The 22,071-nt window shown below is 42.4% G+C and carries 21 protein-coding genes and 1 tRNA gene; 14 read left to right on the forward strand and 8 right to left on the reverse strand.

Annotated features, from left to right (window positions below):
• Positions 1-5: 5 nt before the first annotated feature.
• Positions 6-2,801 (reverse strand): bifunctional [glutamate--ammonia ligase]-adenylyl-L-tyrosine phosphorylase/[glutamate--ammonia-ligase] adenylyltransferase, encoded by a 2,796-nt coding sequence (glnE, locus tag A7985_RS16495; protein ID WP_065791512.1) that lies wholly within the window; start codon positions 2,799-2,801, stop codon positions 6-8.
• Between the two features lie 80 nt (positions 2,802-2,881).
• On the opposite strand from glnE, the gene A7985_RS16500 reads away from it, so the two are divergent.
• From A7985_RS16500 to ruvX, 6 genes are all read left to right on the forward strand, one after another.
• The gene (locus tag A7985_RS16500; protein WP_065791513.1) at positions 2,882-3,775 is read left to right on the forward strand and encodes a DUF350 domain-containing protein; all 894 of its coding nucleotides are present in this window, start codon (positions 2,882-2,884) and stop codon (positions 3,773-3,775) included.
• A gap of 40 nt (positions 3,776-3,815) precedes the next feature.
• Positions 3,816-4,298 carry a hypothetical protein gene (locus A7985_RS16505; protein ID WP_065791514.1) on the forward strand — a complete coding sequence of 161 codons (483 nt, stop codon included), beginning with the start codon at positions 3,816-3,818 and terminating at the stop codon, positions 4,296-4,298.
• Positions 4,299-4,414: 116 nt separating this feature from the next.
• Positions 4,415-5,149 carry a 16S rRNA (uracil(1498)-N(3))-methyltransferase gene (gene rsmE, locus A7985_RS16510; protein WP_065791572.1) on the forward strand — a complete coding sequence of 245 codons (735 nt, stop codon included), beginning with the start codon at positions 4,415-4,417 and terminating at the stop codon, positions 5,147-5,149.
• Between the two features lie 95 nt (positions 5,150-5,244).
• Positions 5,245-6,204, forward strand: coding sequence for a glutathione synthase (gene gshB / locus A7985_RS16515; RefSeq protein WP_065791515.1), 960 nt, complete (start codon positions 5,245-5,247; stop codon positions 6,202-6,204).
• Between the two features lie 19 nt (positions 6,205-6,223).
• Positions 6,224-6,781, forward strand: a complete 558-nt coding sequence (locus A7985_RS16520) for a YqgE/AlgH family protein (protein ID WP_065791516.1) — start codon at positions 6,224-6,226, stop codon at positions 6,779-6,781.
• 5 nt (positions 6,782-6,786) lie between these two features.
• Positions 6,787-7,239 (forward strand): Holliday junction resolvase RuvX, encoded by a 453-nt coding sequence (gene ruvX / locus A7985_RS16525; protein WP_065791517.1) that lies wholly within the window; start codon positions 6,787-6,789, stop codon positions 7,237-7,239.
• A 13-nt stretch (positions 7,240-7,252) separates the two neighbouring features.
• On the opposite strand, the gene A7985_RS16530 is transcribed toward ruvX, so the two are convergent.
• From A7985_RS16530 to A7985_RS16540, 3 genes are read right to left on the reverse strand one after another with little or no spacing between them, the layout of a single operon-like run.
• Positions 7,253-8,140 (reverse strand): hypothetical protein, encoded by an 888-nt coding sequence (locus tag A7985_RS16530; protein WP_065791518.1) that lies wholly within the window; start codon positions 8,138-8,140, stop codon positions 7,253-7,255.
• Positions 8,115-9,239 (reverse strand): PilT/PilU family type 4a pilus ATPase, encoded by a 1,125-nt coding sequence (locus A7985_RS16535; protein WP_065791519.1) that lies wholly within the window; start codon positions 9,237-9,239, stop codon positions 8,115-8,117. Before A7985_RS16535 ends, A7985_RS16530 begins: the two co-directional genes overlap by 26 nt.
• A gap of 2 nt (positions 9,240-9,241) precedes the next feature.
• The gene (locus A7985_RS16540; protein WP_065791520.1) at positions 9,242-10,288 is read right to left on the reverse strand and encodes a type IV pilus twitching motility protein PilT; all 1,047 of its coding nucleotides are present in this window, start codon (positions 10,286-10,288) and stop codon (positions 9,242-9,244) included.
• Positions 10,289-10,290: 2 nt separating this feature from the next.
• On the opposite strand from A7985_RS16540, the gene A7985_RS16545 reads away from it, so the two are divergent.
• From A7985_RS16545 to A7985_RS16575, 7 genes are all read left to right on the forward strand, one after another.
• Positions 10,291-11,001: a YggS family pyridoxal phosphate-dependent enzyme gene (locus A7985_RS16545; RefSeq protein WP_065791521.1), complete on the forward strand. Its 711-nt coding sequence runs from the start codon at positions 10,291-10,293 to the stop codon at positions 10,999-11,001.
• A 16-nt stretch (positions 11,002-11,017) separates the two neighbouring features.
• On the forward strand, positions 11,018-11,839 hold the full coding sequence (gene proC / locus A7985_RS16550) for a pyrroline-5-carboxylate reductase (protein ID WP_065791522.1): 822 nt from the start codon (positions 11,018-11,020) through the stop codon (positions 11,837-11,839).
• A 9-nt stretch (positions 11,840-11,848) separates the two neighbouring features.
• Positions 11,849-12,382, forward strand: a complete 534-nt coding sequence (locus tag A7985_RS16555; RefSeq protein WP_065791523.1) for a YggT family protein — start codon at positions 11,849-11,851, stop codon at positions 12,380-12,382.
• 19 nt (positions 12,383-12,401) lie between these two features.
• Complete coding sequence (locus A7985_RS16560) at positions 12,402-12,842, forward strand: DUF4426 domain-containing protein (RefSeq protein WP_065791524.1); 441 nt, start codon at positions 12,402-12,404, stop codon at positions 12,840-12,842.
• A gap of 5 nt (positions 12,843-12,847) precedes the next feature.
• Positions 12,848-13,441, forward strand: a complete 594-nt coding sequence (locus A7985_RS16565; RefSeq protein ID WP_065791525.1) for an XTP/dITP diphosphatase — start codon at positions 12,848-12,850, stop codon at positions 13,439-13,441.
• Entirely contained in the window at positions 13,438-14,574 is a 1,137-nt protein-coding gene (gene hemW, locus A7985_RS16570; protein ID WP_065791526.1) for a radical SAM family heme chaperone HemW, read from the forward strand. The genes A7985_RS16565 and hemW overlap by 4 nt, the downstream gene beginning before the upstream one ends.
• 164 nt (positions 14,575-14,738) lie before the next feature.
• Entirely contained in the window at positions 14,739-16,568 is a 1,830-nt protein-coding gene (locus tag A7985_RS16575; protein ID WP_065791527.1) for a DUF885 domain-containing protein, read from the forward strand.
• On the opposite strand, the gene A7985_RS16580 is transcribed toward A7985_RS16575, so the two are convergent.
• A complete protein-coding gene (locus A7985_RS16580) occupies positions 16,565-18,373 on the reverse strand; it encodes a sensor histidine kinase (RefSeq protein WP_065791528.1) in 1,809 nt (602 codons plus the stop codon). The two genes, A7985_RS16575 and A7985_RS16580, sit on opposite strands and share 4 nt — an antisense overlap.
• A gap of 611 nt (positions 18,374-18,984) precedes the next feature.
• Positions 18,985-19,069, reverse strand: a tRNA-Leu gene (locus tag A7985_RS16590).
• Positions 19,070-19,319: 250 nt separating this feature from the next.
• On the opposite strand from A7985_RS16590, the gene A7985_RS16595 reads away from it, so the two are divergent.
• Entirely contained in the window at positions 19,320-19,820 is a 501-nt protein-coding gene (locus tag A7985_RS16595) for an RDD family protein (RefSeq protein ID WP_065791530.1), read from the forward strand.
• A gap of 65 nt (positions 19,821-19,885) precedes the next feature.
• On the opposite strand, the gene lptG is transcribed toward A7985_RS16595, so the two are convergent.
• Positions 19,886-20,953, reverse strand: coding sequence for an LPS export ABC transporter permease LptG (gene lptG / locus A7985_RS16600; RefSeq protein ID WP_065791531.1), 1,068 nt, complete (start codon positions 20,951-20,953; stop codon positions 19,886-19,888).
• Complete coding sequence (gene lptF, locus A7985_RS16605; RefSeq protein WP_065791532.1) at positions 20,950-22,062, reverse strand: LPS export ABC transporter permease LptF; 1,113 nt, start codon at positions 22,060-22,062, stop codon at positions 20,950-20,952. The genes lptG and lptF overlap by 4 nt, the downstream gene beginning before the upstream one ends.
• Positions 22,063-22,071: the final 9 nt, after the last annotated feature.

Below are 22,071 nucleotides of genomic sequence, written 5' to 3' on the forward strand. Positions count from 1 at the left end.
CGAGCCTACTCAAGGTAGGCCTGCCAAATACTTTTTACCATGGTGCTCTGCTCAAGCAAAGTTTGAGCATCGATAGTTTTTCCTTTGCCGTTTAAGCTATTTAAATGATAAAGCTCTCTTAATTGGCAATATGCACGCGTTAAAGCTGATTGCTCACGCTCGCTAATGACCGACTCTGCACTGGCCTGCTCTAAAATGCGAATATTGTCCGAATAGCGCGTGAGAGCCGGGTAATCATGAGCGAAGGCAAGGACAATATACTGGGTCAAAAACTCAATATCAGTCATCCCCCCACCGCCCTGTTTGAGATCAAACTCTTGCTCACTGTCTTTAGACAGATGCGTACGCATTTTCACGCGCATTTCAACAATGTCTCCCTGTAGATCGTCCATATGACGCTGTCGGCATAAAATATCACGACGTATAGCGTGAAACCTTTTAACCAATTCATCTTCGCCAACAATCATTCTCGCCCGTACTAATGCTTGATGCTCCCACGTCCATGCTTGTTCTTGCTGGTACTGATAATAACTCTCTATGTTAATTGCCAATAAACCAGAGTTTCCCTCTGGTCTAAGGCGCGTGTCTAGCTCATACAATATTCCTGATGGCGTCCGAGTATTGAACAAATGCATTAACCGCTGAGCGAGCTTTAGGTAAAACTGCCTTGAAGAAATAGATTTGTCGCCCACGGTTTTGCTACTACCATCACAGTTGTGTACAAACACCAAATCTAGATCTGAGTCATACCCCAATTCAAAACCACCTCCTTTTCCGTATGCGATCACGGCAAACCCTTTCGCATTTGCACATGTCCCTTCGGGGTATCCATATCGTGCCACCATTTGTGCCCAAGCAATATCAACGGCTTTAGAAACTATGGACTCCGCAAGGGCTGTGAGGTGGTCACTGACCTTCATAATGTCTAATACGCCGGTCGCGTCAGCAGCTGCAATCCGCAGTTGTTGGGTTTGTTTAAATTGCCTGAGCGCCTCCATTTGCAGCTCTAGATCATTTTCATCTATCCGTAAGAAGTACTGCTGAATTTCGCTGTAATAGGCGTTTAGCGGCAAAGGACGGTATAAAACGGCGGGATCAATCAGTTCATCTAATAAGATCGGGTAACGGGCAATTTGCTGAGCTATCCATGAGCTATGGGCACAGAGCTTAATGAGCTGTTGTAACGCGCCTAAGTTTTCGAAAAGTAACTCCAAGTAAGCTGTTCTTGATGCTATTTTTGCGATGATCTCCAATACACTTTGTAAAATTTCGGCTGACTTAATGTCGCGCATTTCTCGCAGTACTAAAGGCATTAATCGATCTAAAACATCCCGACCTCGAACCCCTATTTGTTTTTTATTGATTCCGGTGTAAAACGCATTCATTACATCTTGCCACTGGGTGCATTCCGTCTGCGATAGACCAATCTCTAAATAACTCATATCCCGATGCTCCCAAGCCGATGTATAGCTAGGGTCTAACTCGTCAAAATCAGGCGCTTCTTCACCAATCACTTGCGCAAACTCTTGTCGAATTCCCGATTGTACTTCATCAAATAGAGAGAACATTGCCTCAACATCGTAAACACCGAGCAATGCGCATAGCCTTTGTTGATTTAAATCGTCATCCGGTATCGTTTGAGTTTGTTCGTCGTTAAAGGCTTGTAAGTACTGTTCAGCTCGACGTAAAAATAAATATTGTACTTGCAGGTCCTGCGCTACTTTTTTTGGAATAACTTCGAGCTTAGCCAGCGCATTTAGTGCTCCAAGCAAAGATGGAATTTGTAGATCCGGTTCTCTGCCACCTCGGATCATCTGTAATGCTTGTACGATAAACTCTACTTCGCGAATGCCACCAGCACCCAGCTTAATATTGTTTCTAAGCCCCTTACGTCGCACCTCTTGGGCGATCATATGTTTCATTTTCCTGAGTGATTCAATCACGGAAAAATCTATATAGCGACGAAAAACAAAGGGTCTAATCAGTGCTTTAAACTCATCCCAATAAACATTTTGCTTGCCCAATAAACGCGCCTTGAGCATGGCGTAACGTTCCCACTCACGGCCCTGATCTTGATAATAATCCTCCATTGCCGAAAAGCTCATAACCAAAGGACCGCTGTCACCAAAAGGTCTTAGCCGCATATCGACACGAAATACTTGCCCATCAACGGTACGCTGGTCCAAAGCGGCGATGAGCTTTTGGGCCACTTTAGTGTAAAAGACTTGTGCCTCAATACTGCGCCGACCGCCTTGAGTACTCAGCGCTTTGGGGTAAGTAAAAATCAGGTCAATATCAGATGAAAAGTTTAACTCTCGCCCCCCTAGTTTTCCCATTCCAAGTACCAGCATAGAGATTGGCTGGCCATCTGTGTCTAGAGGCATACCGTTACTCGCGGCAACTTGAGAAAAGGCCCACTCATTAGCACTGGCGATAAGGTGTTCACTCAGGTTGGACTGGTACAATATGCTATCTGCAATGTCGTTACCCAATACGAGATCTAGCCACATAAGCTTCAACCAATAACGCTTTCGATATATACGTAATAGTCTAAATGCGTCTTGCTCACTTACATCAGAGATTGTGGAAGTAAAAATAGCTTCGCAATCTCTACTTTTCATGGCTTCTTCATCTAGCAACCACTCAATCCACTGAGGGTGTTGAGCCAATATACGGTATGCAAAGTCACTGAGCGCTAATAACCGAAGGACTTGCTCATGCGTGTCACGCTCAGGAAATAATTCACTAAATCGTTGCTGTCCTAAAAGGGTTAATTCACTTGTCATGTGGCTTTGTTCCATACAAAAATCTCCAGCGCCCTGTGGCTCATTTGTTAGGCAGTGTTATAGTAACGCTAAATAACATCAACCTTACACCGAGCATGAGTTACTTGTCTTTAGAAAACAGCAATTTTTTCGTCATTGGAAGCTGCCTGGTGCTCATCTGTATAGCACTCACGAGCTTGCGTTTAATTGTGCAAATACATGCTAAAAAGCTATTACAAAAAGAATTGGCTCAGCGTGATAACTTTGCACTTGGAATTAACTACGCCGCTAAAGTAGCTGTGCTATGTGGCAGCATCAGCTATTTTTTTGGAAACCTTGTTGCACTCGATGTCTCCCTGCTACACATACAAGTACTCCTACCTCTGAGTTTAATTTGGGTCTACATTTATATCGGGCAGTATATACATCGAAAATGGATTTTATACCGATTCAACGAAGCACAAGCAATCTTAAATCAAAATGTGTGCGCAGCGTTAGTAGACTCAGGAATGCTAATAGGAAATTGTATCCTTGTGCTCGGCTTATATCAGTGGTTTACACCCACGAGCTTTAAAACCTTGTTCATCGCCAGTGTCTGCTTCGTCATATTGCAGCTACTGTTTGCATTAGACAGTAAGTTTAGGGAGTCTCGTTTCGCTAAGTCCAACCAAGGAGCCTCATTGCAAGATAATTTTAATCTCGCGAATACCTCCATTGGGATCCGCTATGCTGGCAAAACCATTGGTTTAGCTTTGGCAATTTATGCGGGTTTGCACAGTGCACCGAGCTATCAAGGAAAAATAGTGGATAGTTTGCTGACCGTACTTATTCACTCCATATTTATGTGGATACTTCTCTATGTATGCAGCAGGTTACTTATAAAAATAGTGTTGCCAAAAGTGAACATTGGATTGGAAGTTGACCACCAAGATAATATCGGGATCGCCTGCTTAGAATTTGCTGTTTTTTGTACCATGGGCTATTTACTAATAAACATGTTTTCAATTTAACTGCGTAAATAGATATTGGAGATCTTGCTTCTGGAGAATTATGTCCTTGAACTTAGATAACTTCTTACTGGTTGATAGCAACTGGGAGTTTAGCCAAGAGTTCGTCGAGTTTGTGAAGAAACTGGCTCCTGAAACCCCCAGCCAGATTATTATTGCTGGTGATAATACAAAGCAGATGCTTAAAATGATGTTTAAGGACCAAATCAAAGATTACAGCTACTGCGATTTTGACAATGAAATCAGTGTCTCTGAGCTTGCCACATACCTGCATGAACATCACCAAATAAAAGGCGTCCTCATAAACTCTTTGGACTACCACCTTGCGGACGAGAAGCAAAGATTCATTTTTAACTCGTTACATGCTGAACGTTACACCATTGAGCAATTGCCAAACGGTTACGACTACCATCGAATTTCCGACCCATTTAACAACAACCACCTCACATGTAATTCGAGCTTGGCCGCGACCAAAGAGGACACATTCAGTGAGTTTATAGTATTAAAAACAGATACTACTGATTAAGGCATTCTCACCAATATTGTACTGTTTTTTATACAGAGTGTTCGAAAACCCCGAGCTAGACTCACCGCCACGAAAGCCTTAACATGGACGCATTGAAAACCGAGAATGTTTACACGATGCGAATTCCACATATATACCAACCTTCTGACTTATCAATCAATCAACCTACAGACTTAAGCGAAGATGCAGCAGGTCACATTGCGCGTGTCTTGCGTATGGGCGCAGGCGAACAAGTGAGTCTATTTAATGGTCAAGGTGGGGAGTACTTAGCAACTATTGAATCCGTATCAAAGAAGTCGGTCACGGTTGTTCCTACCGAGTTTATCGATAAGTGCGTAGAATCGCCTTTGAAAGTACATTTAGGGCAAGGAATTTCACGCGGAGACAAAATGGATTTTACTATCCAAAAATCGGTGGAGTTGGGCGTGAGCGAGATTACACCACTATTTACTACCCGTTGTGGCGTCAAGCTCAGTGGTGACAGACTTGCTAAAAAACACCAGCAATGGCAAAAAATAGCGATATCTGCAGCTGAACAATCTGGTCGTAACTTTGTTACAAAAATCCATACACCAATGACACTTGAGCAATGGCTAAGCCAAAAAAGCGAAGAATTAAAATTGACGCTACACCCTCGTGCCGCGCATTCAATTAAGACACTGCCTCAGCCAGATCATGGCGTGCGATTTTTAGTTGGGCCTGAAGGCGGTTTTACCGATGAAGAAATGCATAGCACCAGTGAGCAAGGCTTTGTCGATATCAAAATAGGCCCCCGTGTTTTACGCACAGAGACCGCTGCGCTTACAGTTTTAAGCGCGCTTCAACTGCAGTTTGGCGATTTAGCTCTTTAAATTGTCAAATCCGACCACATATAAACGTTAAATAGCGGCAGAGCAACTTGCCGCACCAGAACGATACTCTAAAAGTAACTCATAAGGTAAATGCAATGGCAGTCAAACTCGGGATAATTTCAGATCCAATCAGTGGTTTTAACATTAAAAAAGATACTGGTTTTGCCATGATGATGGCAGCACAACAAAGAGGTTTCGAGCTGTATTACATGGAATTGAATGACTTGTATCTGTATCAAGGTGCAGGCAGAGCGACCGCAGCAAAAGCGACTGTGTTTGATGACGAGCAACACTGGTATGAGCTGGAGGAAAAGCAGGACATTGCGCTTAGCGATTTAGATGTCATTTTAATGCGTAAAGATCCACCGTTTGACACTGAGTACATCTACGCTACTTATATTTTAGAGCGCGCAGAGCTTGCTGGGACACTCGTTGTGAATAAGCCGCAAAGCTTAAGAGACGCCAATGAAAAGCTCTTCACCGCATGGTTCAGTGAGCATACACCTGATACCTTAGTAACGCGCAATGCGCAACAGATAAGAGCCTTCCTTGAAAAGCATCAAGATATTATTCTCAAACCACTAGATGGCATGGGTGGAGCTTCAATATTCCGTGTACAAAAGAGCGACCCAAATATCGGCGTGATTTGCGAAACCTTGACAGAGCATGGTCAACGCTTTGCGATGGCACAAAATTACATTCCAGAGATCAAAGACGGTGATAAACGCGTACTGGTAGTAGATGGTGAAGTTATCCCATATTGCCTAGCACGCATCCCTCAAGGCGGTGAAACTCGCGGCAATTTAGCGGCGGGGGGCCGTGGAGAAGCAAGGCCAATTAGTGACAGCGACAGAAGAATCGCCGAGGCTGTGGCACCAACACTCAAAAAGAAGGGTCTAATCTTTGTAGGCCTAGACATCATTGGTGATAAGTTGACAGAAATTAACGTCACGGCACCAACCTGTGTTAAGGAAATTGAAGCCGCATACGATATATCAATTATGGACAAGTTTTTTGATGCGATTGAAGCAAAACTCAACCATACTGAAAGTTAAATTATAGAAGGGGTCACGCATGCAATCATTAGCAAATCACTTTCTTATCGCCATGCCAAATTTGCAGGACCCGCTATTTAAACGTTCGGTCACATACATTTGCGAACATAATGAAGATGGGGCTATGGGGCTTATTGTCAACCACCCTATTGATGTCACTGTGGGAGAGCTGCTTGATCAAATCGAAATAGACAACGACAAGTCAAGCAGTGCAGCCGAACAAACCGTGTTTGCTGGTGGCCCTGTACATACAGACAGAGGTTTTGTGCTGCATACACCCAAAATAGGGTATGCTTCGAGCAAAGAGCTCAGCTCAGATATTATGATTACCACCTCTAAAGATGTACTCGCCTCCCTGACCTTTCATGATAGTCCAGACGCATTTATTATTACGTTGGGCTATTCAGGCTGGGAAAAAGGCCAGCTTGAAAAAGAAATTCTTGAGAATTCTTGGCTAATTATTCAAGCCGACCCTGAAATCATTTTTAGTACACCACCAGAAAAACGCTGGGAAAAAGCGGTCAGTATGCTCGGTATTGATATCGCACAACTCAGTAACCAAGCAGGACATGCATAAACAGAATGAGCAGTAAAAAAGAAAAGACCCCTGTAGGGCAACGCACCGTAATGGGGTTTGATTTTGGAACAAAAAGCATTGGGATGGCAATTGGCCAAGAAGTTACAGGTACAGCCACGAGCTTAGGTGCAGTCAAAGCCCGTGACGGCATCCCAAATTGGTCCGATATCGAAGTGCATGTAAAAGAGTGGCAACCTGATTTACTCGTTGTCGGCCTGCCACTTAACATGGACGGCACAAATCAACAGGTAACGTTTGCAGCCAAGAAGTTTGCTAATCGATTGCACAACAACTACCGCCTCCCAGTTGACACTCAGGATGAAAGGTTAACAACAACCGATGCTAAAGCGAGGTTATTTGATCAAGGGGGCTACCGATCACTTGCCAAAGATAACGTGGATGGGATGTCGGCAGTGATTATTTTAGAGAGCTTTTTTGAACAGCTATGGGATGAGTAAATCAGGCTCCAATCTAATCCATTTGACTGTTTAGCTGTCGATACTGATTCATATTGGGGAATAATCCAGCTTGCCGATAAGCATCCACGATTTTCCCCTGTAACCTCAGCTTCTTAAGGCCGCGCTGTAACGCCATAAACGCCCGTTCCCCATCAGGGTGTAACTTAGATACGACAAAATGGCGGCTACTATCCAGTAGTACAACCCAATAAGGGTGAGATACGAGGTTTATCCCTGCTAACTGATAGTCATTTCCCATGTGTGGCATCAGAGGGATCAACATAAAATCGACCCACTGCTTATTGACCATTTGTGCTTGGGCTGCCCATGTAGTCTCGTTAACTAACCTTTTCAAAGGCATATCGCTAAGGGTTTGCCAATCTATCAGCCAACGACTTGAAGAAACCGCAGTCAACGCTTGCAGATCGTCAATCGAAGAAAGCTTTTGCATTCTGGTGTTCCCTTTGGCATAAAAGAGACCAGCATAGAACTCCCCTTTACGAACAACAGGATCACTGATAAAGAGTTTGTCTTTTTTATTGAGCGCTTCTTCGTACCAGTAAGTATCAAAGCTAAGCAGCTGCTTTCCTTGCTCTAATAGGTTGGTATCTCTGAAATTGATATTGCCCGGACGGTACTTAAAGGGTTTGTCAAATCCGCCTAACAGCAAGGCTTTGTGTAGCAGAATCATGTCAATCACATCACGGCGCACAAACTGAGTGCTAAAGTCATTCACAGCCAGAGGTGAGCGACCCGCCGTTAAAGCAGTAAAGTTGACATACACATCGTCTCGAATATAAATGTCAACATACTCACTCTGAGCCCAGCTATGTCCCGCTAGGCTCAGCAAGTAGAAAGCAATAAAGTTAAAAAACTTATTTTTTCTTGCCTTCCAATCCATCAATGGTGACCCCTTGTAAAAAGCCAGCTCCTTTTTGCTCATTATTTTGCAGTTTGATCATTAACCGCAGATCATTAGGCGAATCAGCATGATGAAGCGCATCAGCGTAGTTAATCCGCTGATTTTTATATAGTTCGAACAACGCTTGATCAAATGTCTGCATGCCCATCTCTTTCGATTTAGACATTGTTTCTTTGATTGAACCAATGTCTCCTTTTTTAATTAACTCCGCAACCATCGGTGAATTCAGTAGGATCTCAATTGCAGCAACGCGCCCCTCTCCCTTAGAGTTCGGTACTAACTGCTGCGCAACAATCGCACGTAAGTTTAATGCCAAGTCGTATTTCAGCTTGTCATGCTTTTCTTTTGGCACTAAGTGCATGATGCGATCGATCGCTTGGTTCGCATTGTTAGCGTGCAAAGTGGCCACACAAAGATGCCCCGTTTCTGCAAAACTAAGTGCATATTCCATCGTCTCTTGAGAACGTATTTCGCCAATCAAAATAACATCAGGGGCTTGTCTCAAAGAGCTTTTTAGAGCAGCTTCAAAGCTTTCGGTATCTAACCCCACTTCCCTTTGCGTGATGATACTTTTTCGGTGTTCGTGCACAAATTCAATGGGGTCTTCAATCGTCAATATGTGCCCACGCTGATTGCGATTACGGTATCCAAGTAGGGCTGCAAGTGATGTTGATTTACCAGTGCCTGTACCACCTACAAACAATACCAAGCCTCGTTTGGACATGATGACATCAGTTAATACCGAAGGCAGTCCCAATTGCGTCACATCGGGAATATCTGTGACAATACGTCTGATAACCATGCCAGCGCAGTCACGTTGCCAAAATGCAGATACACGGAAACGACCAACATCATTAGCAACAGCAAAATTACATTCTTTCTCCTGATGAAACTGCCTTTTTTGCGCATCCGTCATCGCCGACTCAACCATCGCAAGCGAACCATCACTGTCGAGCACTTCATCGTCAAGTGCACGAAGTTCGCCGTCAATTTTTGCACTCACAGCAAGCCCAGAAGAAACAAACAAGTCAGATGCCTCTTTGTCTACCATCAGTTGCAAGTAATCTCTTAGTGCCATAATTAATACCCACTACCAAATTGGTTTTTATCGTGCGCTTTTGTATAGGCATCCTGTGTTGTGATCAGGCCATGGTTAACCAAGTTCATTAAACACTGATCCATTGTTTGCATGCCGTGCAATGCGCCAGTTTGAATAGCTGAGTACATTTGCGCAATTTTGTCTTCACGAATTAAGTTACGAATCGCAGGGACACCCAGCATGATTTCATGCGCAGCGACACGACCTCCACCTACTTTTTTAACCAAGGTTTGTGAAATAACAGCCTGTAGAGACTCAGACAGCATTGATCGCACCATGTCTTTTTCTTCACCAGGAAATACGTCAATAATACGGTCTATTGTTTTAGGTGCTGAAGTAGTATGAAGCGTACCAAATACTAAGTGGCCTGTTTCAGCGGCGGTCATCGCAAGTCGAATAGTCTCCAAATCACGCAACTCACCAACTAAAATGACGTCAGGGTCTTCGCGTAATGCGCTGCGCAGCGCGGCGTTAAAGCTGTGCGTATCACGATGCACTTCGCGTTGGTTAACTAAACTGAGTTGGTTTTGGTGTACAAATTCAATCGGGTCTTCAATGGTCAAAATGTGGTGATGTTTGTTGCTGTTGATGTAGTCAACCATCGCCGCTAACGTCGTTGATTTACCAGAGCCTGTCGGGCCAGTTACGAGCACTAATCCTCGAGGGTTTTCAGCTATTTGTTTAAAAATATCGGGCGCACCTAGCTCTTCGAGAGTAAGTACCTGACTTGGGATAGTACGAAAAACCGCAGCAGGCCCCCTGCTTGAATTAAAAGCATTGACACGAAATCTTGCCAAATTAGGCACTTCGAACGAAAAATCCACCTCAAGATTTTGCTCATAGTCCTTGCGCTGGTTATCATTCATAATATCGTATATTAAGCTATTTACATCCTTTGCTTCTAAAGCAGGAATGTTTATGCGACGAACGTCTCCGTCTACGCGGATCATCGGGGAAACCTCCGAAGACAGGTGTAGATCCGACGCTTTATGTTGCACACTAAAGGCTAATAATTCAGTAATATCCATCTATGACTCCACAACGAGCAAATAATAATATGGTTACAATAGCAGAACGGCTAAATAACGCCTACGATCGCATTGCAAAAGCTGAACAAAATGGTCAAATTTCTGATCCCGTTCAACTTCTTGCTGTGTCAAAAACCAAACCGATAGAGTTAATTCAACAAGCCTATGATGCTGGGCAGCGCTTATTTGGTGAGTCTTATGTTCAAGAAGCAGTAGACAAAGTCACATACTTTAAACGACATAAAGATATTGAATGGCATTTTATTGGCCCCATTCAATCCAATAAATCACGCCACATTGCTGAGCACTTTAGTTGGGTACAAAGTGTTGACCGTTTGAAAATCGCAAGACGACTCAATGAACAAAGGCCAACAAACTTAAAACCACTTAATATTTTAATTCAAGTCAATATCAGCGAAGATGATAATAAGTCTGGTTGTATGCCCTCAGAACTGGAAGTGATTGCGCAATTTATTCACGATTCGAGGCAGCTTACTTTACGCGGACTTATGACCATTACAGCAAAAACAGACGATCCTGATTTGCAACGGCAATATTTTCAGCAAATGAAAGATTGCTTTGATAAACTAAAGGCCCAATATCCTCAAATAGATACGCTTTCTATGGGAATGAGTGGCGATTTAGAGCCTGCAATAGCCGCAGGAGCCACTATGGTTCGCATTGGCACGGATATTTTTGGTCAAAGACAATAAAGGGCACAAGTAACACATGTCTAATAAAACAATCGCATTTATCGGTACCGGTAATATGAGTTATGCCATTATCGGTGGCATGTTAAAAAGTGGGTTTTCGGCACAAGACATTATTGCCACCAACCGTAATCCAGAGAAGCTAGCCAAAGTAAATGCTGACTTTGAAATAAGAACCACCAGCGATAATATCAGTGCAATTAAGCAAGCTGATGTCGTTGTGTTATCTGTCAAACCCCAAATGATGGCTGAGCTATGTGCCACTTTTGAGCAACACAATTTAGACCTTAGTAACAAGGTGGTCGTATCTGTTGCGGCGGGCATTACGATAAGCCGTCTAAAGGAAATGCTAAGTAACGAAGCTAAAGTCGTGAGGTGTATGCCTAACACCCCTTCACTTGTTGGATTGGGTGTCTCAGGCCTATTTAGTCAAGATATCGATTCTGACGAGCAAACATTCATTGACAAAATATTCAGTGCGACAGGTATTACGACCTGGTTGACGAAAGAAGAACAGATTAACGATATTATCGCTGTAACAGGCTCCTCTCCAGCCTATTTCTTCCTGTTTATGCAGTCGATCGAGGAAAAAGCCAAAGAGCTCGGATTTGACGAGCAAACAGCGAGACAGTTAGTTCAACAAACCGCACTGGGTGCAGCACAAATGGCGGTATCTCAAGAGCAAATTAGTCTTGAACAATTACGCGCCAATGTTACCTCTAAAGGTGGCACTACACATGCTGCTATCGAGTTTATGAAAGACAATCATTTGCCACAGACAGTTGCCGAAGCGATGGACGCTTGTATCGCTCGCGCGCAGGAAATGGAAAAACAAATCTAAGGAATTACCATGAGTGCTATGCATTTTTTAATTGAAACCTTGTTCAATTTATTTTTGATGGTCGTATTGTTGCGTTTTTGGATGCAATGGGCACGTGTAGACTTTTACAACCCATTAAGCCAAGCCATTGTGAAAGCTACGTCTTTTGCTGTGAACCCACTGCGAAAAGTTGTTCCTGGGCTCGGAGGCTTTGATATTGCCTCTTTGATTCTTGCGTTTATCGTCGCTTGCGCCAAAGTATCTGTTTTAATGATGGTATTTGGCGGTTATTGGGACGTTGCGGGCGTCGCTTTAGGCGGCTTACTAACCATGCTAAAAGAAGCGTTCAGTTTGGTGTTTTGGATTTTGGTTATCCGTGCACTGCTTAGTTGGGTCGTACAGGGTTATAACCCTGTTGCAGCCGTTTTTGAACAACTAACAGAGCCACTTCTTAGACCAATCCGTAAAGTGATTCCACCACTTGGCGGACTAGATTTGTCTATAATGGTGGTACTGATTGGTATGATGTTCTTACAGAAACTAGTGATGGACTTCTTACACTGATTTGATAGGAGTATAAGTCATGAGATTGCTTTTAGTTGTATTATTTACCTTCTTCGCCAGCAGCGCAGCGCATGCTGCCAACACGGAGTCAGGGGGCCAATTTAAAGTGCTTGGCAATTGGGAAGTGCATTACATTGCATTTCCTTCGACGTTCATCCAACCAAATGTCGCCAAGGCCTATGGCGTTGTGCGAGGAGACAATAAAGCGCTGATCAATATTTCTGTACTGGCTAAAGACAGTGTGAAAACAGCGCAACAAGTAAATATATCTGGCGTTGCTAAAAATTTACTGGGCAACAAACAAGATTTAACGTTTAAGCAAGTTATTGATGGTGATGCGATCTATTACCTCGCACAGCTCAATTACTACAACGAAGACGTTTATCGCTTTAATGTGCAAATTCAACAAGGCGATCAACAACACGTTTTACAGTTTCAACAAAAGTTTTATGTAGATTAAGTAATATGACAAACAAAATCGTACTGGCCACAGGTAATCAAGGTAAAGTCAAAGAGCTGGGCGCAATGCTAGAATCGCTCAATATCGAGGTGCTTCCGCAAAGCCAATTTAATGTCTCTGACGTCGCTGAGACTGGCACTACTTTTGTCGAAAATGCCATCATAAAGGCACGTCATGCGGCAAAAGAAACAGGGTTGCCCGCGATAGCGGATGACTCGGGCCTAGAAGTCGATTCGCTTCAAGGGGCGCCGGGGGTATATTCAGCTCGGTACGCTGGTTTAGGTGCCAGCGATCAGGATAACATTGATAAATTACTCCATGATTTGGGCTCTACTCCCAACCGTAGCGCGCGATTCTGGTGTGTGTTGGTTTACATGCAGCATGAAAACGACCCCACTCCGATTATCTGCCAAGCGAGTTGGGAAGGTGAAATAGCGACAGAACAACACGGTGACCAAGGTTTTGGTTATGATCCTGTCTTTTGGGTCAAATCTTTAAATCGTATGGCCGCAGAGCTCACTAAACAGGAAAAAAATGCAATAAGCCATAGAGGGCAAGCTTTGCAACAACTATTGACCCACTTTAAGAGCAAGCTGTGAACCTCCCACCGTTAAGTTTATATGTGCACGTACCATGGTGCGTGCAAAAATGCCCCTACTGCGATTTCAATAGCCACAGTCAAAAAGGCACAATCCCAGAGAAAGAGTATATTCAACACCTGTTAGATGATCTCAAGGCCGATTTGCATTTAGTTCAGGGGCGAAAGTTACACAGCATATTTGTCGGTGGCGGTACACCAAGCTTACTATCGGGCGAAGCTTATGTTCATCTGCTACAGCAAATAGAAGCACTAATAGGTTTTGAGGATGATATTGAAATAACCCTAGAAGCCAACCCTGGTACCGTTGAAAGTGACCGCTTTAAACATTATGTTCAAGCTGGAGTGAATAGAATATCTATTGGCGTGCAAAGCTTACAAAGTGACAAATTAAAAGCTTTGGGCCGTATTCATGGTGAGCAAGAGGCCATCAATGCAGCGTCAGAGGCCCATGAAGCGGGTTTAAACAGCTTCAACATGGATTTGATGCATGGTTTGCCAAACCAGTCGCTAGAAGATGCCATGAGCGACTTAGAACGCGTCATAAAGCTCGCACCGCCTCATCTATCTTGGTATCAGTTAACTATCGAGCCTAATACACAGTTTGCGTCAAAACCTCCCAAGCTGCCTGAAGATGAAACCCTATGGGCAATTCAAGAAGCTGGGCAAGCTCTACTTCAACAACATGGATACATTCAATACGAAATTTCTGGCTACGCCAAAGCAGGCTTACAGTGTAAACACAACCTCAATTACTGGCGTTTTGGTGACTATCTCGGTATTGGCTGTGGTGCACACGGCAAAATTACACTCCCTGAGCAAAACCAAATCTTGCGTACTGTCAAAGTAAAGCACCCTCGGGGGTATATGGATTTAACCAAACCCTATCTTTACGATAGCTGGTATGTGGAGCCAGCTGACAGGCCTTTCGAGTTTTTTATGAATACATTTCGATTAGTAGAGGCAACGTCTAAACAAGCTTTTGTAGACTATACCGGCCTTGCTTTAAGCGAAATAAAAAATCAGCTTCAGCACGCCTTCAACTCCGGGCTATTGGAGGAGCGTGAAGATTCATGGTTTGTAACAAATAAAGGGCATAGATATTTAAATGACCTGCTAGAATTGTTCGTCTAAATTAAGGTACATTACAGCGATTTTCACAACAATCTAGATTTGTAATTGGTCTCACAATCCAATTGAGATTCGTCGCAATTCATTTAATGGCCTACAATGAGCTGAAGGGTCTCGTTTTAAATAATAAGATAACCTCTTAATACAGAAAATAAAAAGGGTAAAACATGCGTAAACTTACCATTATCGCTGCAGCAGTATCAACGGTATTGCTTGCGGGCTGTCAACAGACGGCTGAACAACCAAAACCTGTAACCGCAGTGCAGCAAGTTGTTCAAAGTGAAGTCGAAAAAGCCAACGCTCTGTTCGAAGAGTCTTTTAACAGAGACGTAATGCGCAGTCCAATCTACCAAACTTACCTAGGTATTAAGACCGACTATGATAAGTGGGATGACGAGTCAAAAGAAAGAAAATTAGAAGATCTTGAGCTAGCTAAAAAAGATTTGATGGCAATTAATGCTATCGATCGTTCTAAATTAGATGCGAATACTCAAGTTAGCTATGATTTGTTCAAACAAGGTTTAGAGAATGATATCGCAGACTTTAAATGGCGCTACTACTCATACCCAGTAAACCAAATGTATGGTACACATTCAATGGTACCAGCGTTTTTAATCAACCAGCACCAAATAAGCGATGTTAAAGACGCCAAAGCATATATCTCTCGTTTAAATGGCGTACCTAAGGTATTCGACCAACTAATCGAAGGTTTAGAAACTCGTGCTGACATGGGCATTATCGCGCCGAAGTTCGTTTTTCCACATGTAATTGAATCAAGTAAAAACATCATCAAAGGCGCGCCTTTCGAAGATGGCAGTGACTCAGCAATTCTAGCGGACTTTAAACGTAAAGTTACCAAACTAGATATTGCTCAAAATGAAAAAGATGCGCTTATTGCAGAGGCAAATGAATCACTTAAAACTGCTGTCAAACCTTCTTACAACAAGCTTATCAGCTATCTACATAAACTAGAGAAACGTGCCGATACACGTGATGGTGTTTGGAAGTTTAAAGACGGTGATAAGTTCTTCAGCAATGCACTGCAGCGCACAACAACAACGGACTTAACAGCAGAGCAAATTCACAAAATTGGCTTAAAAGAAGTTGCGAGAATTCATGATGAAATGCGTGAAATCAAAGAAAAAGTCGGCTTCAAAGGTGATTTAAAAGCCTTTATGCAGTTTATGCGTGATGACAAACAGTTCTATTTACCAAATACCGAAGAAGGTAAAGCCAAATACTTAGCGGACGCGACGGCAATGATCGACAACATGAAATCTCGTTTAGACGAGCTTTTCATTGTTAAGCCAAAAGCGGACATGATAGTAAAACGTGTTGAAGCATTCCGTGAAAAAGCAGCTGGTAAGGCGTTTTATCAACAGCCTGCTCCTGATGGCACACGCCCGGGTATTTACTACGCCAACTTATACGATATGGAAGCAATGCCAACCTACCAATTGGAAGCGCTCGCTTACCATGAAGGTATCCCAGGTCATCACATGCAAATTGCCATAGCACAAGAGTTAGAAAACATGCCTAAGTTCCGTAAGTTTGGTAGCTTCACAGCTTACGTTGAAGGTTGGGGTCTATATTCAGAGCTAGTGCCTAAAGAAATGGGCTTATACGAAGACCCGTATTCTGATTTTGGACGTTTGGCTATGGAATTATGGCGTGCTTGTCGTCTAGTGGTTGATACTGGTATCCACGCTATGAAGTGGACTCGTCAAGAAGGGATTGACTACTATGTAAATAACACGCCAAATGCTAAATCTGACGCAGTTAAAATGGTTGAGCGCCACATTGTTATGCCAAGCCAGGCAACCGCCTATAAAATTGGCATGAACAAGATCATTGAGCTACGTGAAGACGCGAAGAAAGAACTTGGTGACAAGTTCGATATTCGCCAATTCCACGATGTTGTACTTAAAAATGGCCCAGTCCCTTTGAACGTGCTTGAGCAGTTCGTTGATGAGTGGGTTGCAAGTAAAAAGGGCTAACTCTCCTTAAGCTCAAAAAGTGTATTAGCTAAAATAATATGCAAGCAAGCCCCGCCATGTGCGGGGCTTTGTATTTTAACTTCCCCTTTAAGCTTTTGAGTGACTAAGTTGTATATAATGCTTAAACCTAGCCCTATTCCCCCTTGATTCCTTTGAGTGGTAATAAAAGGCTCAAATATGACTGGTAGTAACTCTTTATCAATGCCATTGCCGTCATCTTTGATATATACATGGATATACTCATTTACAACCAATACGGAAACAACGATGTTAAGCGGTCTATCTTCATTTTTCCCATGTTGAATACTGTTATTGAGGCTATAGGTGAGTATTTGTACAAACACATTGGGATAGCTTGTAAGCATTAAACCTTCAGGAATCTCTAAGTCCACATGATACTCAGGGGCTTGCAATTCATGCTGAAAACAGTCAAATACCCCTTCAACTAATGCTTTTAAATTAAACTCCTGTACTTCGTCGTACTCTTGCTGAACAGATACTTTTTTAAAATCATTTATTAAAGATGCGGTTCTATGTAAATTATTTTCTAATAAATACAATGCAGTTTCGGCTTCATTAATAAGGTGAGTAAGTGTGTGCTTTTGTAGCTGACCTGATTCAAGATCCTTTTTTAAGGTTTCAACCTGCTCCTTTAAAAGGGACTGGCTTGTAATAGCGACACCTAGCGGCGTATTGAGTTCATGTGCAAAACCACTAACCATATTACCCAAACTGGCCATCTTAGCTTCTTCTATTAGCCGTTGCTGTGCCGCAGTTAAGCGATCTAACAGAGTTTCGATAAACGCCAATAAATCATCCAAATAATGCGCGATTTGAGCTATTTCATCCTCCCCTTGTATATCAACCCGAAGTGAAAAGTCCTCATGTTTTGCAACTTTTTTGAGTACACGGCTAATTGCAATAATATGCTCAGAAATTCGACTATTCAGCAGGTATAATAAGAAAAGGCTGCAACAGCTAATAAGAACAATCACTGACAAACACGCCAATATTAGCTGTTGTTTCTTATCTAGAGATTGATTAAAAAGCTGTTTGGATACAACTTCAAAGTGGCCACGGATAGACAACTTTAAATCGTGCAAATCAGCGCGCACACCTTGGCTATGGTCTAAACCTTGACGTTTTAACACATTGATATACGTATTAAAGCCCTGATCATATTGGTTTAATGTAGACAACATTTGGGTTGACTTGTCAGGGAACTGTTCGCGAATCAAATTCTTCGTACTCACCAACAACTCTTTGTGTATTAATAAGTAGCTTGGCTCTAGTCTCAGTAAAAAATCTTTTTCTCTGCGCCTGAGTTCTAAGATTAAGATTTCCAATTGAGGATGACTGGCAGATTTTGCGATATCCTGCAAAGCGTGTGCCTGACGTCGGAAGTTACCATATACTCCCTCGCTTTTGTCATAGCCCAGCAATGCTTGCATTGATGCTAACTGCTCGTACTTTAAAGTAAAACGCTTTACTTCTTCATCTAATTTAAACAGCAAATCAAGATCACGGTCATGAGAAACCAACATATTTAATAGCTGACTAAAACTGTCTTTATATGCAAACCGCAATTCTTCAATTGATTGTAAGCTTTCTCGCTGTCGTTCAATCAAGAAACGCTCTTCTTGATCGAGTAAACGTTGTATTTGTGTTTGTAACATGAACAGCCGATCATTGAGCTCTCTAGTTTGTTGTAGTTGAACATACAGCACCCAACTCACAATCATAATAACTAAAGCAGAACCAACCGCAGCTGTTTTAAAAAGTAAAAGTGATTGTTTTAATTGCACAAAAATAGTCCAGCTTGTCTTTTGCCCCAAAATAAGTCTAGTCGAGAATTACCAATCTGGCCTGAACAATTGGGAGGCATGGGCATGAGATTAGTACTTACAAACTGAAAGAGAGCCATATAGAGAATGAAAGTTATGCACTATGCCTTTTTTATGAACAATTTTATAGTCACACTTGCCATCATCATAGAGTTAAATACTAATGGGAAAAGTAATGGAAATTTTAGTGACTATAGTTGTTTTATTACTATTGATAGTGCTCTCAGTAATTTATACAACATTTATATTTATCTCTACACGCCACAAAGTTAGGTTAGCTGATTCCATTATTTATATGATGAAACACAATGAACCTGTAAAGATTGATATTGAAACACTAGAAGGTTTGAACCTTTCCCCAAAAGAGAAGGACTATTTGATTAGCATTCAAAAACAAGACGTAAATTTGCAATCATAATTGAGATGACGTTACAGAAATATACGCAGCAGTTGCTTAGTATGCTTGTCAGATAATGAAATAAAGTTGCCGAAAGGAAATGATCTGTTTTGTAGATATAATACAATTGCGGAAATAAAAAAGCCCCAGAAATAATTTCTGGGGCTATAAAAAGTGGTACCAGTGGGCGGACTTGAACCGCCACGCCCGAAGGCAACGGATTTTGAATCCGTCATGTCTACCAATTCCATCACACTGGCATCATTTTTCTTTAATCTTCTAACTTTGAGAAGATAAAGAAAAACCACTTTGAGCTTAGGCTTTTTTTATTTGCCCTCGTCTCTATGCCCTGCATTATACAAATATGTGACAGCCTAGCAAGCAGTTTTTTTAATAAAAGTGTTTAAGTGTTGTGTATTTGACCAAAATCATAAAATATATATGCTTTAATAAAGAAACCCGATGAATTTGTGTAAAATATTCACCATATAGTTTTTATTGAGTTCTAACATGACATCTTTTCCTCGAGCAGGATTTATACGAAGGCTAGCATCATTAATATATGATGCACTCGTAGTTATCGCGTTTGCAATGCTCACTACCATCGTTTATTTGGCCTTAGTGCAGGGCATGGTATCTATTGGCTGGTTCACCCTTGAAGGACATGAAGATGTCACAGCACTCATTCAAGCCACACCAGCTCTTTACTACTTGCGAGCAACTTTACTCGTTACCGTGTCTGTCACTTTCTTTGCTTACTTTTGGACTAAAAGCGGCCAAACAATTGGTATGAGAGCTTGGCGCCTCAAGGTGCAACGTAATGACGGACAACTGCTTAGTTGGCCTCAAGCTGTTGCGAGAAGCTTAACAGCAGCGCTTGGAATTGGAAATTTGGTTGTCATTGTGGACAGAAAGCACAAACGCGCACTACAAGATTTGATATGCAAGACTGAAGTCGTCTTACTAAGTAAAGAAGAGAACAAAAAAATCTACAATAGTCTAGACGATTAATTTGATTGAGAAATAAAAAAAGGCGCTTTGAGCGCCTTTTTTATTCGATTAACCGTCCTGAATTTTTATTGCCTGCGCTGTAAAAAGTACATCGCCAAAAGGGTAAATATGATACTCGGCATCACCGCCCCTACAAATGGTGGGATCTGATACACCATAACGATAGGTCCAAAGACTTCATTGCTTAAGTGAAAGATCAAACCTGTAACGACCCCCATGATGATCCGTGCGCCCATGCTAACAGAACGCAATGGCCCAAATATAAATGACAATGCCACAAGCAACATCACCGCAATTGTTACCGGTTGCATCACTTTGCGCCACAACGCCAATTCATAGTTACTGGTATCTTGTTCATTTTGCTCAAGGTAGTTTAAATAAGACATGAGCCCACTAAAGGAAAGTGACTCAGGTTCATAGGAAGCCACACCCAATCTGTCTATCGTCAATTGCGATTCATATAACCTAGACTGCGCATATAACGTCCTAACTTGCTGCTCAGTGATCTGAACCTCCTCGACAGCTCGTAACTGCCACCCTTGCTCTGAAGGTGTCGCCGATTGTGCGCGCGTTATGTGCTGTAAATTCAGTTCGTCATCAAATTGGTAAATATTAATATCCGTCAATTCACCTGATTTTTCAACATTGGCTATGTTGATGAAGTTATTACCATCTTTCGCCCAAACCCCTTTCTGAGCGTCATAAACATCACCGCCATATATTGCTTGGTTACGCAATTGCTTCGCAGTTCGTTCTGCCTCAGGTGCCCCCCATTCACCAAGCACCATCATACAAATAGCCAGTACAATAGCCGTTTTCATCACCGAACCAATAATCTGCAGCCTTGACATGCCAGCAGCTTGCATCACAACCAGTTCACTACTTGAAGCCAATGCGCCTAACCCTGTTAATCCACCAATCAAAGCAGCCATAGGGAAAAACACCACAATATCACTTGGCACACTGTATAGTGTGAATAACAATGCATCTGTTACTTCGTATGTCCCACGACCAACAGAGCGCAGCTGTTCAATAAATTTAATCAGGGTATTTATGCCTACAAAGACCAAAAGAGCAAAACTCGTGGTTTGTAAAATGCTACGTCCTAAATACCAATCAAGTGTCTTCATCATGCTACGGCTTCCCTTCTTTTCAGTATCGATCTAACCCACACACCAAAAGGGCGGCCTTTAACAATCAAATAGGTGCCTATGAAAAGAACACTTAAATGGATCCACCAAAGTCCGAGCGAAGGCGGAATCTTACTCTCTGCAACAAGGTATTTACCGGCATTTAATAGAATAAAGTACCCTAGGTAAATGCCAATTGCCGGGACAAGTTTCGCAAATTTACCTTGTCGAGGATTCACAACACTGAGCGGCACAGCCAAAAGCGTCAGCAAGATAATTGAAATAGGTGTCGCAATTCGCAGTTGCAGCTGTGCAGCTGCTTCTGGCGTATTGAGCTCGAGTAAACGTTTAGATGGTAAGTCCTCTAACTCTCGACGTCTGCGCTCAATTTCTTGCTCTTGGATCTGAACTTGGTAGCTACCAAACTCTGTTCGATTAAGTGCTTGGCTAAATCCATCCGTTTCGTAACGTTTTCCGTCCTTCAGAATAAGTTGCTGCTCACCTGAATCACCATCAACAACCTCTCCTTGCTGCGCATAAACAATACGTGCGGCATGATTAGATTCTTTCTCAGGTAATTGCGCAACAAATACTTTGTTCAGTACAGTCCCTTGTTCGCTGGTGTTATGAATAAACACAACCGCCTTTTCATTGCCAGTTTGTTGAAACCGACCTGCACGTAACTGGGTTAAGCCAGATTCAGCGTTTGCTTGCTCTCTCAGTTGGTTTTGTTTTTCGCCAGCCCACGGAGCAGCATACAAGCTAATAAAGGCAGCAAACAGCGCAACCCCCAAACTTGACACTAGCGTGACCCTGACTACATACCATTCACTTACACCACAAGCTTTCAAAACAGTCATTTCGCTATCAGCATAAATACGGCTATAAGCTAAGATGATCCCTAGAAAAACACTCAAGGGGAGGATATATACAGCAAGTTTGGGCAAGTTAAGTGCCAAAAAAGACAGCACTAGTTTTCCCGGAATTCCACCACCTGAAGCTTCAGCTAGGATTTTGACAAACTTTTGCGAAAGAAAAATAGTCATCAAAGTAAGGAAAACGGCGACCTGCGATTTTAAAACTTCAGCAGTTAAATATCGAAAAATTAGCAATGTTCGCCC

Origin of the sequence: Pseudoalteromonas luteoviolacea (assembly GCF_001696455.1) — a bacterium.
GTDB classification, from domain to species: domain Bacteria; phylum Pseudomonadota; class Gammaproteobacteria; order Enterobacterales; family Alteromonadaceae; genus Pseudoalteromonas; species Pseudoalteromonas luteoviolacea_C.

Excerpts from the sequence above, each read along its gene's own strand:
- glnE (WP_065791512.1), bottom strand. The coding sequence starts at position 2,801 with ATGGAACAAAGCCACATGACAAGTGAATTAACCCTTTTAGGACAGCAA.
- A7985_RS16500 (WP_065791513.1), top strand. The coding sequence starts at position 2,882 with ATGAGTTACTTGTCTTTAGAAAACAGCAATTTTTTCGTCATTGGAAGC.
- A7985_RS16505 (WP_065791514.1), top strand. The coding sequence starts at position 3,816 with ATGTCCTTGAACTTAGATAACTTCTTACTGGTTGATAGCAACTGGGAG.
- rsmE (WP_065791572.1), top strand. The coding sequence starts at position 4,415 with ATGCGAATTCCACATATATACCAACCTTCTGACTTATCAATCAATCAA.
- gshB (WP_065791515.1), top strand. The coding sequence starts at position 5,245 with ATGGCAGTCAAACTCGGGATAATTTCAGATCCAATCAGTGGTTTTAAC.
- A7985_RS16520 (WP_065791516.1), top strand. The coding sequence starts at position 6,224 with ATGCAATCATTAGCAAATCACTTTCTTATCGCCATGCCAAATTTGCAG.
- ruvX (WP_065791517.1), top strand. The coding sequence starts at position 6,787 with ATGAGCAGTAAAAAAGAAAAGACCCCTGTAGGGCAACGCACCGTAATG.
- A7985_RS16530 (WP_065791518.1), bottom strand. The coding sequence starts at position 8,140 with ATGGATTGGAAGGCAAGAAAAAATAAGTTTTTTAACTTTATTGCTTTC.
- A7985_RS16535 (WP_065791519.1), bottom strand. The coding sequence starts at position 9,239 with ATGGCACTAAGAGATTACTTGCAACTGATGGTAGACAAAGAGGCATCT.
- A7985_RS16540 (WP_065791520.1), bottom strand. The coding sequence starts at position 10,288 with ATGGATATTACTGAATTATTAGCCTTTAGTGTGCAACATAAAGCGTCG.
- A7985_RS16545 (WP_065791521.1), top strand. The coding sequence starts at position 10,291 with ATGACTCCACAACGAGCAAATAATAATATGGTTACAATAGCAGAACGG.
- proC (WP_065791522.1), top strand. The coding sequence starts at position 11,018 with ATGTCTAATAAAACAATCGCATTTATCGGTACCGGTAATATGAGTTAT.
- A7985_RS16555 (WP_065791523.1), top strand. The coding sequence starts at position 11,849 with ATGAGTGCTATGCATTTTTTAATTGAAACCTTGTTCAATTTATTTTTG.
- A7985_RS16560 (WP_065791524.1), top strand. The coding sequence starts at position 12,402 with ATGAGATTGCTTTTAGTTGTATTATTTACCTTCTTCGCCAGCAGCGCA.
- A7985_RS16565 (WP_065791525.1), top strand. The coding sequence starts at position 12,848 with ATGACAAACAAAATCGTACTGGCCACAGGTAATCAAGGTAAAGTCAAA.
- A7985_RS16575 (WP_065791527.1), top strand. The coding sequence starts at position 14,739 with ATGCGTAAACTTACCATTATCGCTGCAGCAGTATCAACGGTATTGCTT.
- A7985_RS16595 (WP_065791530.1), top strand. The coding sequence starts at position 19,320 with ATGACATCTTTTCCTCGAGCAGGATTTATACGAAGGCTAGCATCATTA.
- lptG (WP_065791531.1), bottom strand. The coding sequence starts at position 20,953 with ATGATGAAGACACTTGATTGGTATTTAGGACGTAGCATTTTACAAACC.